Origin of the sequence: Pseudomonas sp. C5pp, from assembly GCF_000814065.1 — a bacterium.
In the GTDB taxonomy this organism is placed as follows: Bacteria; Pseudomonadota; Gammaproteobacteria; order Pseudomonadales; family Pseudomonadaceae; genus Aquipseudomonas; species Aquipseudomonas asiatica.
Window position 1 is genome coordinate 39,880 of sequence record NZ_JWLN01000038.1, and the last position, 11,212, is coordinate 51,091.

An 11,212-nucleotide genomic window follows, 5' to 3' on the forward strand; every position below is an offset into this window, starting at 1 on the left:
CAGTTCCTGTAGGAGCGGGTTTACCCGCGAAGAGGCCAGTACAGGCCATGAAAAAGGCGGCATCTTACAGCCGCCTTCAACATAAAACGATCCGGGCCCTGCGATATCCCGTCAGCCTTTGCTGGCCGGCCGCCTGTGCTGCTTCCAGTTGTCGTCGATCTTCGACCAGGTCTTGCCATCGGTAATGGCCATGAGCTTACGCCCGTCCTTGAAAGTGGCCAGGAAGGTGGCTTCCTCTTCTTTGCCACCCAGCCACAGCCCGGCCAGCAACCCCACCGGCCCGGCCACCAGGGCCCCGGCCACGCCCCAGCCCAGGGCACTGCCCAGGCTGCGGCTGGATTCCAGGCTGGCCAGCCGCAGGTCGCTGATGCGTGCCAGGGAAATCCGCTCGCCCGGGGAGGGGCTGCGCGGGGTCTTGAGTGTGAGCGATCCATTGCGATACTCGCCTTCACCTTGCAAGAAATCGCCGGATTGCACCGTGAGTCTTGTCATAACGTTGTCCTGTCAGGGAAAGGGCATTGACCAGCGCCTACTGAGCGCTGCCCGGGCAGGCAAGTCAACGGCCATGCGACGGAGGGTCGTGCGGTGCATTGTCGCTCAGGTCAATGGGCTTCAGGCGATCTGCAAAGCGTTCTTGCGCTTGCGCTCGGCCAAACCCCACGCCAGCAACGCCAGCCCGCCAATCACCAACCCGGCCAGCACAATCCCCATCCAGCCCTGGCGTTGGAACAGCTGCGTGCCCAGCAGCGATCCCAAGGCCCCGCCAATGAAGTAGCAGGTGATATACCCGGCATTCAGCCGCGTGCGCGCCTCGGGTCGCAGGGCAATTACCGCATTCTGGTTGCTCACGTGCACCAGTTGCACTGCAAGGTCGAGCATCAGCACGCCCAGCAGCAAGGCCAGCAACGACTGCTCGGCGAAGCCCAGCGGCACCCACGACAGCAGCAATACCACCAGGCCCACGGTGGTGCCCAGCGAACCCTTGCCACGGTCGGCCAGGCGCCCCGCCCAGTTGGCCGACAGTGCACCCGCTGCACCGGCCAGGCCGAACAGGCCTATCACCGCGTCCGAATAGTGATACGGGCCTTTCGCCAGCAGGAACGCCAGTGGCGTCCAGAACAGGGCGAACAGGCTGAATGCCAGCAGGCCGAGCAGAGAACGCAGGCGCAGCACCGGTTCTTCGAGGAACAGGCGGAACACCGAGCCGATCAGCGCTGGGTATTTCAGCCCGGCATGGCTGTGGTGTTGTGGCAGGCTGCGGTACAGCGCCACGGCGGTGATGGCCATCAGCAGCGCGGCCAGCACGTAGATGCTGCGCCAGCCACCCAGTTCGGCCATGAACCCGGCGGCGGTACGCGCCAGCAGGATGCCCAGCAGCAATCCGCTCATCAAGGTGCCGACCGCCCGCCCGCGCTGGTGTGGCTCGCTGAGGGTCGCGGCCATGGGCACGAGGATCTGCGCCACCACCGAGAACAGCCCAGTCAGCGCGGTGCCAAGTATCAGCCAGGGAAGGCTCGGTGCGCAGGCGCTGATGACCAGGCCAAGGGTGGAAATGGCAGTCATCACGGTGATCAGCCGGCGCTGCTCGAACAGGTCGCCCAGAGGCGCCAGCAGCAACAGGCCGGCGCCGTAGCTCAGTTGCGCGGCAATGACGATGCTGCCGGCACTGGCGGTGCTCAGGCCGAACTGCTGGGCGATGCTGTGCAGTAGCGGTTGCGCATAGTAGTTGCTGGCCACGGCCAGGCCGGTGGCGGTGGCCATCAGCAGGATCAGGGCGCGGCTGAGAGTGGGGGCGTTCATGCAGTTCTCGTGGCGGGCAGGAGTAAAGGGGGATTATCGGAAAGTGTCGGGCACTACATCAATGCATTGTGCGGCAGAGCAGAGCGGGGGGGCTGGAGGTCGGGGATCGGTTAAACTTGTGCTGGCCTCTTCGCGGGTAAACCCGCTCCCACAGGTACACCACTGGGCTCGGGGCCTGTGATAATCCCTGTGGGAGCGGGTTTACCCGCGAAGAGGCCGGAACAGGCAACCCTTCATTCAGGCTGCAAACCCGCCATCGACCGTCAGGCTGGCCCCAGTGATATACCCCGCCTCAGACCCTGCCAGGTAAGCCACGAAGCTGGCAATCTCATCCGCCTCGCCATAGCGCCCGATCGCCATCAGCGGGATCAAACTGTCTGCGAACTCGCCGCTGGCCGGGTTCATGTCGGTGTCCACCGGCCCTGGTTGCACGTTGTTCACGGTAATGCCTTTCGGCCCCAGGTCCCGGGCCATGCCGCGAGTCAGGCCGACCAGCGCCGATTTGCTCATGGCATAAGGGGCGCCACCGGCAAACGGCATGCGCTCGGCATTGGTGCTGCCAATGTTGATGATGCGCCCGCCTTGGCCCATGTAGCGTGCCGCGGCCTGGCTGGCGACGAATACGCTGCGCACGTTCACCGCCAGCATGTGGTCGAAGTCGGCCAGGTCGAACTCGGTCACCGGCGCTACCGCCAGTACACCGGCGTTGTTGACCAGGATATCCAGCCGGCCGAAGGCTTTCACGGTGTCATCCACGGCCAGTTGCACGGCCGCCGCGTCGGCACTGTCGGCACGCAGGGCCAGCGCCTTGCCGCCGGTTTTGGTAATTTCCTCAACCAGCTCCTTCGCCGGACCGGCGGAACTGACATAGGTGAAGGCCACCTGTGCGCCTTCGCGGGCCAGGCGTCGCACGATGGCTGCACCAATGCCGCGGGAACCGCCCTGTACCAGGGCCACCTTGCCTTCGAGTGAGTGTTGCTTGGACATGTTGATCTCCTGCTGGAAGCCAGGCCGGAATGCCTTGGATGGGCGCAGTATCGGCGCTTGATTACCTGCTGATAAGATGGCAATCACTATCAGCAGAGTAAACCTTTGGTTGCTAATAATGGCCATGGAATCATTCAACGCGTTGGAATGCTTCATCCGCAGTGCCGAAGTCGGCAGCTTTGCCGAAGCCGCCAGGCGCCTCAGCATTACCCCGGCTGCCGTGGGCAAGCATGTTGCCCAGTTGGAAGCACGCCTGGGGGTGCGGTTGTTCCAGCGTAGTACCCGCAAGCTGACCCTGACCGAGGCAGGGCAGCGATTTCTGGGGGAGGTCAGTGACAGCTTCCGCACCATCCAGTACGCCGTGGCCAACCTGGCCAGCAGCGAAGGCCAGCCGGCCGGGTTGTTGCGGGTAAGCATGGGCACGGTTTTCGGGCGCTTGTATGTGTTGCCATTGCTGGGTGAGTTCCTGCGTCGTTACCCGGCCATTACTCCGGACTGGCATTTCGACAACCGCCAGGTCGACCTGATTGGCCAGGGCTTCGATGCAGCGATTGGTGGTGGCTTCGATCTGCCGCCGGGGGTGGTGGCGCGCAAGCTGACCCCGGCGCACAGGGTGCTGGTGGCGGCGCCGGCGTACCTGGGCCGGCACCCGCCGATTGACGATCCGCAGGTGTTGCAACGGCATGACGGTATCCTGATCCGCTCGCCGCAGACTGGGCGGGTGCGCTCATGGCCGTTGACCAGCCGTTGGCAGGTGCAGCAGCCATTGCAGTTGCGCCAGACGATGACCATGAGCGATTCGGATGCGGCTTGTGCGGTGGCCGAGCAAGGCTTGGGAATTGCCCTGGTGAGCCTGCCGTTTGCCGTGCCGTACCTGGAAGGCGGGCGGCTGCGGCGGGTGCTGCCGGACTGGTATGTGGACGATGGGCATATCAGCCTGTATTTCGCCGAGCACAAGCTGTTGCCGGGCAAGACCCGGGCGTTTGTCGATTTTGTGGTGGAGCAGTTCGAGGAGCAGGGGCTGGCGCGGCGGTTCGATGCCTTGCAATCCGTGTAGGAGCAGCCTTGTGCTGCGAAGGGGCCGGTAAGGCAAAAGATCTTCTGTGTTGCTCATGGCCCCTTCGCAGCACAAGGCTGCTCCTACAAGGGGTATCACTGGCCTGAGGGGCGAAGAGGCCGGTTCAGACAACATCAACAATGAACAATGCCTGTGCCCCCAGGTTTACCTCATCATCAACCTTCTTGCCGACCAGTTGTTGCCCCAGCGGCGAGCGCGGGGTAATCACCGTCACCAGCCCATCCCCCTCGCCAATCTTCAACCCCGCCGCCTCGGGCCCGAGGAACAGTCGGCGCTGCCCGCCATCTTCATCCTCCAGCGTCACCAGGTTGCTCACCTGCACCCCGCGTGCCGGGTCGTAATCGCGCAGCAGCAGTTGCTGGTAGGTCAGCAGCGCCTTGCGGATCTCGGCGCTGCGGCGAGCCTGGCCGGTGGCCAGGTACGAGGCCTCCAGGCCCAGGGTGTCGTACTTGTTCTCGGCGATGTTCTCTTCGGCAGTGGCGGCTTCGTACGCAGTTTGCGCCGCGCGGGTCAGCACATCCAGGTCCTGTTCGAGGGTGGCAACTATCTGCGCCAGCAGGCTGGGCTTGTCCATGGTCAGTAACAGAACTCCAGCACGTTGGCCTGGCTTTTGTCGGTGGGCGCGGTGCGGTTCTGCTGCAGCCAGAACTGGCACTTGGGGCTGTTGAGGTTGCGCGGGTTGCCCTGGGCGGCCTCGGCGGCCTGTTGCAGCTCCTGCTTGTGCAGGATGTCCTTGTAGCGTTCGAACATTTCCGCCTGGGCATCCGCAGCAGGGGCTGGCGCTGGCGGCGCGGCAGGCCGGTACGCGGCGGGGGCCACGGCTTGGGCCAGTGGCTGTACCTGCTGTGGCCACAGTTGCAGGGCCAGCCACAGGCTGGCGGCGATCGCCACGGCGCCCAGCCACAGGCCAAAGGCGACGCACACGATCAACGGCAACGGCTTGAGGGTGATCTTCAGTTCACGGTGGCGCGCCATGGCAGCCTCCTGGCAGGGTGTTCGGGGTGCATTGTCGCATGCGCCTGGGCATTTTTCCGCGCAGGTGCTTTTGTCAGCGACAATTTATACGCAGAATGCGCGGTTTTTCCGCTGGGCGAGGGCAGGGTACATGAAAGCCACTTGGGACATCTTCTGCAGCGTCGTCGACAACTACGGCGATATAGGCGTGACCTGGCGCCTGGCCCGGCAGCTGGTGGCCGAGCACGGCCTGGCTGTGCGCCTGTGGGTGGATGACCTCAATGCATTCACGCCCATGTGCCCCGGGGCCGATGCCACCGCCCCGCAGCAGTGGCAGCACGGTGTGGATGTGCGCCAATGGCCGGTAGCCTGGCTGCCGGTGGCGCCGGCTGATGTGGTAATCGGTGCCTTCGCCTGCCAATTGCCAGCAGCCTATGTGGAGGCAATGCGTGCTCGTGTCACGCCGCCGCTGTGGCTGAACCTCGAGTACCTCAGTGCCGAGGACTGGGTGGAAGGTTGCCATGGCTTGCCTTCGCCGCAGCCCAATGGCTTGCGCAAGGTATTTTTCTTTCCGGGCTTCACCAAAAAAACCGGTGGCCTGCTGCGCGAGGGCTCGCTGCTGGCACGGCGTGATGCGTTCCAGCAAGGCGCACGGCAGGCCTTCTTGCAGGGGCTTGGCGTAAACCCTGAAGCGGGGGCGTTGCTGATTTCCCTGTTCGCCTACGAAAACCCGCAATTGGGCAACTGGCTTGAGGCCCTGGCCTCAGGCGAGCAACCTTGCCACCTGCTGGTGCCGCAAGGGCGCGTTGTTGCGGGGCTCGGCCAGTGGCTTGGCGAGGCGGTACTGCAGGTGGGCAGCGTGCGCAAGCGAGGGGCGCTGACCCTGCAGGTGCTACCTTTCGTCAGCCAGGACGACTACGACCGCTTGCTGTGGAGCTGTGATTTCAATGCCGTGCGCGGCGAAGACTCGTTCGTGCGCGCGCAGTGGGCCGGGCAGCCGATGCTGTGGCACATTTACGTGCAGGACGAGAATGCCCATTGGGAAAAGCTCGAAGCGTTTCTCGCGCATTATCGACAGGGGTTGTCAGGCGATGCCGATGCCGCCCTGCTTGGCCTGTGGCGTGCCTGGAACATGGACCGCGACATGGGCCAGGCCTGGCAGGCAGCCCGTCAGCACTGGCCGGAACTGCAGCAGCATGCCCGGCTTTGGGCGGCGCGACAGGCCGCTCAGCCGGACCTTGCCACAGCGCTAGTACACTTTTACCGAAATTCGCTATGATACGCGGCCTCGATTTTTATAAATCCATCCAGATTCGGATACTTCGTAATGAAAACTGGTAAAGAACTGAAACCCGGTACCGTCCTGCGGATCGACAACGACCCGTGGCTGGTTCAAAAAGCTGAGTTCACCAAGTCGGGCCGTAACAGCGCGATCATGAAGACCAAGCTGAAGAACCTGCTGACCGGCTACAAGACCGAAACCGTCTACGGTGCAGACGACAAGCTGGACGACGTGATCCTGGATCGCAAAGAAGCGACCCTGTCGTTCATCAACGGTGACGAATACACCTTCATGGACACCACCGACTACACCATGTACGAACTGAACGCCGAGGACATCGAAGCCGTTCTGCCGTACATCGAAGAAGGCATGGAAGACGTCTGCGAAGCCGTGTTCTTCGAAGGCCGCCTGGTATCGGTTGAACTGCCGACCACCATCAGCCGCCAGGTTGTCTACACCGAGAACGCTGCACGCGGCGACACCTCGGGCAAGGTCATGAAGCCTGCCAAGCTGAAGAACGGTACCGAGATCTCGGTTGCCGACTTCATCCAGATCGACGAGTGGATCGATATCGACACTCGCGACAACAGCTTCAAAGGCCGTTCCAAGAAGTAATCCTTCTTGTGGAACGCAAAAAACCCGGCCTAGGCCGGGTTTTTTAATGCCTGCGTTTTTGCAGTCCTCGATGCTTGCTCTTGCTTTTGTGGGAGCGGCCTTGTGTCGCGAAAGGGCCGCAAAGCGGCCCCGGCAATATCAAGGTGTACCCGAGATTCCGGGGCCGCTTCGCGCCCCATCGCGACGCAAGGCCGCTCCCACAGCCTTACACGGTCACGTGCAGGCGCACATCCACGTTGCCGCGGGTGGCGTTGGAGTACGGGCACACCTTATGCGCCTTTTCCACCAACCCTTCGGCATCGGCCTGGGCCAGGCCCGGCAGGTTGATGTGCAGGTCGATGTCCAGGCCGAAACCACCTGGAATCTGGCCAATGCCCACTTTCGCGGTGATCGAGGCGTCCGCCGGCAGGGCTTTTTTCTCCTGCCCGGCCACGAACTTCAGGGCACCGATGAAGCACGCCGAGTAACCGGCGGCGAACATCTGCTCGGGGTTGGTGCCTTCACCGCCTGCGCCGCCCAGTTCCTTGGGGGTGCTCAGGCTGACTACCAGCTTGCCGTCACTGGAGCGGGATTTGCCATCGCGCCCACCGGTGGAGGTAGCTTCTGCGATGTACAGCGGAGTGACCTTTTGCATCTTGAGCCTCGCTAATGTGCTGTGCGCTCCCCGTCTGGAGGAGGGCGCGGGTTGGTGTGGGATTTAAATTAGCGCGCAATTAGTTAGTGCGCAAGATAAATCATCACCGTTCATCTGAACGGCCATCGCACAGCATAGCTGTCAGAGGGTTTTCTGCAGGTTCTCGCGCAGCGCCAGCAGGTCGGCCTGCAGCTGTTGCAGCTGTTCCAGGCTGCGCCCGCTGGCCTTGAGGATGCACTGCGGCACTTCTTTGGCCTGCTGCTGCAAGGCGCGGCCCTTGTCGGTCAGCTGCACCAGTACCACCCGTTCGTCCTCGCGGCTGCGGTTGCGCTGCAGCAGGCCTTCGCTCTCCAGACGCTTGAGCAGCGGTGTCAGCGAACCGGGGTCGGTGAGCAGGTGCTGGCTGATCTCGCCTACGGTCAGGCCATCGTGCTCCCAGAGCACGAGCATGGCCAGGTACTGCGGGTAAGTCAGGCCCAGGGCCTGCAGCAGCGGTTTGTAGACCTTGGTCATCAGCAACGAGGTGGAGTGCAGGGCGAAACAGACCTGGTTTTCCAGCAGCAGCTCGTCACAGGAGGCTTGGGTGTCGGCGTTCATGCAGGTCCTTGAAGGTAATCAATGGGAAAGTCTGGCACGCGGATCGTTAGTGCGCGCTTTATTCGCGCAGCTCACTGCGCAAGGCCAGGTCCCAGGGTGGAATCGGGCTGAAGCGGCTCTTGAGAAATTCGAGCAGCAAACGGCTGCGAGAGTTCGTTTCATGTTCCAGGCGAAGTGCGTAAATACCGCTGGTTTCCGCTTTGGGCAAGCCACCGTCGCAAAACAACGGTATCAACTCGCCGCGCAGCAGGTATTCGCTGATCAGCCAAGTAGGCAGGTGGGCTATGCCTAAGCCTGCAAGCGCACCGAACAGCAGGGTTTCGGCGTTGTTGGCGGCCATGCGCATGCGCGAGGGGCGGTACAGGCGGGTTTGCCCGGCCACGTTGAAACGCCAGGCGAATGGTGGCGCAAGGCCGTCCCAGTCCAGGCCGTCGTGCCCTGGCAGCTCGCTGGGGCAGCTGGGCATGCCGCGGCTGGCCAGGTAGGCCGGGCTGGCGCAGGCGATGCGCACCATGTAGGCCAATGGCGTGGCGACCAGCCGGGTGTCGGCCAGGGGGCCGGCGCGTAGCACCAGGTCGACCTCGCCCAGGTGGCTGCCATGCAGGTCGACGAAGCTGTCGATCAGGCGCAGTTGCACATCCAGGCCCGGGTAGGCGACCAGGAAATCGGCGATGGCCGGGGCCAGGTGGCGGCGACCGAATGCGGCGGGGGCGTCGATGCGGATCAGGCCTTCGGGGGCATTGCTCAGCGACACCGCTTCAGCGCGGGCCAGGCGCAGTTCCTCGATGATGCGCCTGGCCCGTTCGGCAAAGGCGTTGCCGGCAGGCGTGGCGCGCACGGCGTGGGTGCTGCGGGTGAACAGGCGGCTGCCCACGGCGCTTTCCAGGTTGTCGATGCGGCGGGCCACGGCGGAAGGCGTCAGCGGGTGGCGGCGGGCGGCGGCAGAAAAACTGCCGGTTTCCAGCACATCGAGGAACAGGCTTAGCTGGTCGGTCAGGGTATCGGGGCTCATGGCTGCCTTGCTTTTGCGAAAAACGCGCAGCCATTGTGCGCTGCTGTGCGTTTCCCCACCAGCCCGCAATCGATAGCATGCTCGCATTATGTGTACAGGCGGATGAGGCCCCTGATGATCGAGTGGTTGTTGTATATCGTGTTGGGCGCAGCCCTGGGGACCATGGGTGGCCTGTTCGGCATTGGCGGCGGGCTGATCGCGATTCCGGCGCTGGGCGTGCTGTTCGGCCTGGACCAGCAGTTGGCGCAGGGCACTGCGCTGGTGATGGTAGTGCCCAATGTACTGCTGGCGCTGTGGCGTTATCACCAGCGTAACCGCATCGAGTTGCGCCATGCGGTACCGCTGTCGCTGTGCAGCTTCGTGTTCGCCTGGCTGGGGTCGATCTGGGCGGTCGGGCTGGATGCGCATTCCATGCGCCTGGGCTTCGTCGGCTTCCTGGTGGCCCTGGCGGTGTGGAACGTTGCGCGGATGTTCATGAAGGTAACGCCGCCCAGCGCCGAGTTGCGCTATGCCTGGCCTTGGCTGGGTGTACTGGGCAGCTTTGCCGGGACCATGGGCGGCTTGTTCGGGGTGGGTGGGGCTGTGGTAGCCACGCCGATTCTGACCAGTGTGTTCGGTACCACCCAGGTGGTGGCGCAGGGGCTTTCGCTGGCGCTGGCGGCGCCAAGTACCTTGGTAACCCTGGTGACCTACGGGGTGCACCACAGTGTTGACTGGGGGGTGGGGGTTCCATTGGCGGTGGGCGGCTTGCTGAGTATCAGCTGGGGGGTGAAGTTGGCCCATGCGTTGCCGGAGAAGGTATTGCGGGCGATGTTCTGTGTGTTTTTGGTGGGTTGTGCGGTGATGCTCGGGTTCGAGCTTTGAGATTTTGGGGCCGCTTTGCGGCCCATTCGCAGCACAAGGCTGCCCCTACAGGGGGGGGCATGCCCGCTGCGGCTCACTTGAACCCTTCGACAATGTAGTCGGCCATGCAATCGGTAATCGGCGAAGGGTTCTGAGTACTGCGCACCAGCATCACATTGGCCACCGGTAACTGCGGCAACCCTTCGTTTTCGCCCAGAATGCGGATATTCCCGCCAATCAGGCTCTGCAACTGTGCGGTCACCGCCAACCCTGCGGTGACGATGGCAAAGATCGCTGCCAGGCTCGGGCTGGTATAGGCGATGCGGTAGTCGATGCCCTGGGCCTCCAGGGCATTGCAGGTCCAGGCCCGGCAGAAGCAGTCGGTGTTGAACAAGGCTACCGGCATGGGGCGTTGCTCCTGCGGGCAGAAGCCTTCCGCGGCGGCCCAGACCAGGCGTTCCTGGCGCAGCAGCTGGCCAATCTCGTTGCCCGGCTCACGGGTGACGATGGTCAGGTCCAGGTCCTGGCGCAGCATCAGTTGTTTGGAGGAGTCGCAATGCACCTCCACCTGCACCAGCGGGTAGGCCTGGGCAAAGCTCGACAGGATGGTCGGCAAAAAGCGCATGGCATAGTCGTCCGGCGTGCCGATGCGTACTACCCCGACCATGTGCGGCATGCGCAGGGTGTTGAACACTTCCCCATGCAACTTGAGGATGCGCCGCGCATAGCCGAGCAGCACCTGGCCCTCGGCGGTCAAGCGCACCTGGCGGCCATCGCGCTCGAACAGCTGGCGCTGGAGGATGTCCTCTTCCAGGCGTTTCATCTGCATGCTCACCGCCGACTGGGTGCGGTTGACCACCTCGCCAGCGCGGGTGAAGCCACCCTGCTCGGCGATGGCCACGAACGTGCGCAGTACGTCCGCATCGAGGCTCTGGTACTGGGACATTGCATCAATCTCCGAGATGCATGGCATCAGAAACATTCGTTGGATTGATCTTATGCCTGGCAGGAGACTGGAGCCATCAACACGGAGGGCTTCACGATGAAAGGTCATGTCAGCAGCATCCAGCAACCTGCCTTTTCCCTGAACCACCTGTGGCATGCCGCCCTGCAGCGCCCTGCGCGATGGCTGCAGCTGTACCGCCAGCGCCAGGAACTGGCCAGCCTGAGTGATGCGACCCTGCACGACCTGGGGTTGAGCCGGGCGGATATCCAGCAGGAGGCCGAGCGGCATTTCTGGGATGATCCGCTGAGTAAGTGATGCCAAGCGTGGCAACAGATCTTGCTCTTGCTCGTTTCGGCTTTTGCTTTTGCTTCTAAGCGCGCGATAGTTCAGGCGCCGGCGATTGCGACTTCAGGAGGCTGAGCGAAGGGCTTGCGGAGGGAGGTGACGGGCATGGATGCCCGTCA

The 11,212-nt window shown here is 63.3% G+C and carries 14 protein-coding genes; 5 read left to right on the top strand and 9 right to left on the bottom strand.

The annotated features are described in order from the left end of the window. Positions 1–111: 111 nt before the first annotated feature. The 3 genes from RR51_RS24290 to RR51_RS24300 form a co-directional block, all read right to left on the bottom strand. Positions 112–492, bottom strand: coding sequence for a hypothetical protein (locus RR51_RS24290; protein WP_015269367.1), 381 nt, complete (start codon positions 490–492; stop codon positions 112–114). 120 nt (positions 493–612) lie between these two features. Beyond that, on the bottom strand, positions 613–1,800 hold the full coding sequence (locus tag RR51_RS24295; protein WP_039614933.1) for an MFS transporter: 1,188 nt from the start codon (positions 1,798–1,800) through the stop codon (positions 613–615). Between the two features lie 237 nt (positions 1,801–2,037). After that, positions 2,038–2,787: a 3-oxoacyl-ACP reductase family protein gene (locus RR51_RS24300; RefSeq protein WP_039614934.1), complete on the bottom strand. Its 750-nt coding sequence runs from the start codon at positions 2,785–2,787 to the stop codon at positions 2,038–2,040. A gap of 118 nt (positions 2,788–2,905) precedes the next feature. Between RR51_RS24300 and RR51_RS24305 the strand changes: the two genes are divergently transcribed. Beyond that, complete coding sequence (locus RR51_RS24305) at positions 2,906–3,844, top strand: LysR family transcriptional regulator (RefSeq protein WP_039614935.1); 939 nt, start codon at positions 2,906–2,908, stop codon at positions 3,842–3,844. Positions 3,845–3,968: 124 nt separating this feature from the next. On the opposite strand, the gene RR51_RS24310 is transcribed toward RR51_RS24305, so the two are convergent. Beyond that, the gene (locus RR51_RS24310; RefSeq protein ID WP_023662567.1) at positions 3,969–4,439 is read right to left on the bottom strand and encodes a GreA/GreB family elongation factor; all 471 of its coding nucleotides are present in this window, start codon (positions 4,437–4,439) and stop codon (positions 3,969–3,971) included. Positions 4,440–4,441: 2 nt separating this feature from the next. Beyond that, positions 4,442–4,840 (bottom strand): hypothetical protein, encoded by a 399-nt coding sequence (locus RR51_RS24315; RefSeq protein ID WP_013971528.1) that lies wholly within the window; start codon positions 4,838–4,840, stop codon positions 4,442–4,444. Between the two features lie 130 nt (positions 4,841–4,970). Between RR51_RS24315 and earP the strand changes: the two genes are divergently transcribed. Further along, complete coding sequence (gene earP, locus RR51_RS24320) at positions 4,971–6,098, top strand: elongation factor P maturation arginine rhamnosyltransferase EarP (protein ID WP_039614936.1); 1,128 nt, start codon at positions 4,971–4,973, stop codon at positions 6,096–6,098. Positions 6,099–6,146: 48 nt separating this feature from the next. Next, complete coding sequence (gene efp / locus RR51_RS24325) at positions 6,147–6,716, top strand: elongation factor P (protein WP_013971530.1); 570 nt, start codon at positions 6,147–6,149, stop codon at positions 6,714–6,716. 205 nt (positions 6,717–6,921) lie between these two features. Here efp and RR51_RS24330 read toward each other — a convergent pair whose 3' ends face one another. The 3 genes from RR51_RS24330 to RR51_RS24340 form a co-directional block, all read right to left on the bottom strand. Next, positions 6,922–7,350 (bottom strand): organic hydroperoxide resistance protein, encoded by a 429-nt coding sequence (locus RR51_RS24330; protein ID WP_039614937.1) that lies wholly within the window; start codon positions 7,348–7,350, stop codon positions 6,922–6,924. A gap of 141 nt (positions 7,351–7,491) precedes the next feature. Beyond that, entirely contained in the window at positions 7,492–7,947 is a 456-nt protein-coding gene (locus RR51_RS24335) for a MarR family winged helix-turn-helix transcriptional regulator (RefSeq protein WP_013971532.1), read from the bottom strand. A 58-nt stretch (positions 7,948–8,005) separates the two neighbouring features. Further along, positions 8,006–8,959 (bottom strand): LysR family transcriptional regulator, encoded by a 954-nt coding sequence (locus RR51_RS24340; RefSeq protein ID WP_013971533.1) that lies wholly within the window; start codon positions 8,957–8,959, stop codon positions 8,006–8,008. Positions 8,960–9,073: 114 nt separating this feature from the next. Here RR51_RS24340 and RR51_RS24345 point away from each other — a divergent pair, with 114 nt between their 5' ends. Then, positions 9,074–9,823, top strand: coding sequence for a sulfite exporter TauE/SafE family protein (locus RR51_RS24345; RefSeq protein ID WP_023661078.1), 750 nt, complete (start codon positions 9,074–9,076; stop codon positions 9,821–9,823). A gap of 73 nt (positions 9,824–9,896) precedes the next feature. Here the strand turns inward: RR51_RS24345 and RR51_RS24350 are convergent, their stop codons facing one another. Then, complete coding sequence (locus tag RR51_RS24350) at positions 9,897–10,748, bottom strand: LysR substrate-binding domain-containing protein (RefSeq protein ID WP_015269374.1); 852 nt, start codon at positions 10,746–10,748, stop codon at positions 9,897–9,899. 96 nt (positions 10,749–10,844) lie between these two features. Here RR51_RS24350 and RR51_RS24355 point away from each other — a divergent pair, with 96 nt between their 5' ends. Then, positions 10,845–11,063 carry a DUF1127 domain-containing protein gene (locus tag RR51_RS24355; RefSeq protein WP_003260420.1) on the top strand — a complete coding sequence of 73 codons (219 nt, stop codon included), beginning with the start codon at positions 10,845–10,847 and terminating at the stop codon, positions 11,061–11,063. The last annotated feature ends 149 nt before the right edge of the window (positions 11,064–11,212 follow it).

Bases quoted from the DNA above. Each gene is read 5' to 3' on its own strand.
- RR51_RS24330 (WP_039614937.1), bottom strand. From the start codon at position 7,350: ATGCAAAAGGTCACTCCGCTGTACATCGCAGAAGCTACCTCCACCGGT.
- RR51_RS24355 (WP_003260420.1), top strand. From the start codon at position 10,845: ATGAAAGGTCATGTCAGCAGCATCCAGCAACCTGCCTTTTCCCTGAAC.
- RR51_RS24310 (WP_023662567.1), bottom strand. From the start codon at position 4,439: ATGGACAAGCCCAGCCTGCTGGCGCAGATAGTTGCCACCCTCGAACAG.
- RR51_RS24340 (WP_013971533.1), bottom strand. From the start codon at position 8,959: ATGAGCCCCGATACCCTGACCGACCAGCTAAGCCTGTTCCTCGATGTG.
- RR51_RS24295 (WP_039614933.1), bottom strand. From the start codon at position 1,800: ATGAACGCCCCCACTCTCAGCCGCGCCCTGATCCTGCTGATGGCCACC.
- RR51_RS24335 (WP_013971532.1), bottom strand. From the start codon at position 7,947: ATGAACGCCGACACCCAAGCCTCCTGTGACGAGCTGCTGCTGGAAAAC.
- RR51_RS24315 (WP_013971528.1), bottom strand. From the start codon at position 4,840: ATGGCGCGCCACCGTGAACTGAAGATCACCCTCAAGCCGTTGCCGTTG.
- RR51_RS24300 (WP_039614934.1), bottom strand. From the start codon at position 2,787: ATGTCCAAGCAACACTCACTCGAAGGCAAGGTGGCCCTGGTACAGGGC.
- RR51_RS24305 (WP_039614935.1), top strand. From the start codon at position 2,906: ATGGCCATGGAATCATTCAACGCGTTGGAATGCTTCATCCGCAGTGCC.
- earP (WP_039614936.1), top strand. From the start codon at position 4,971: ATGAAAGCCACTTGGGACATCTTCTGCAGCGTCGTCGACAACTACGGC.
- RR51_RS24350 (WP_015269374.1), bottom strand. From the start codon at position 10,748: ATGTCCCAGTACCAGAGCCTCGATGCGGACGTACTGCGCACGTTCGTG.
- efp (WP_013971530.1), top strand. From the start codon at position 6,147: ATGAAAACTGGTAAAGAACTGAAACCCGGTACCGTCCTGCGGATCGAC.
- RR51_RS24290 (WP_015269367.1), bottom strand. From the start codon at position 492: ATGACAAGACTCACGGTGCAATCCGGCGATTTCTTGCAAGGTGAAGGC.
- RR51_RS24345 (WP_023661078.1), top strand. From the start codon at position 9,074: ATGATCGAGTGGTTGTTGTATATCGTGTTGGGCGCAGCCCTGGGGACC.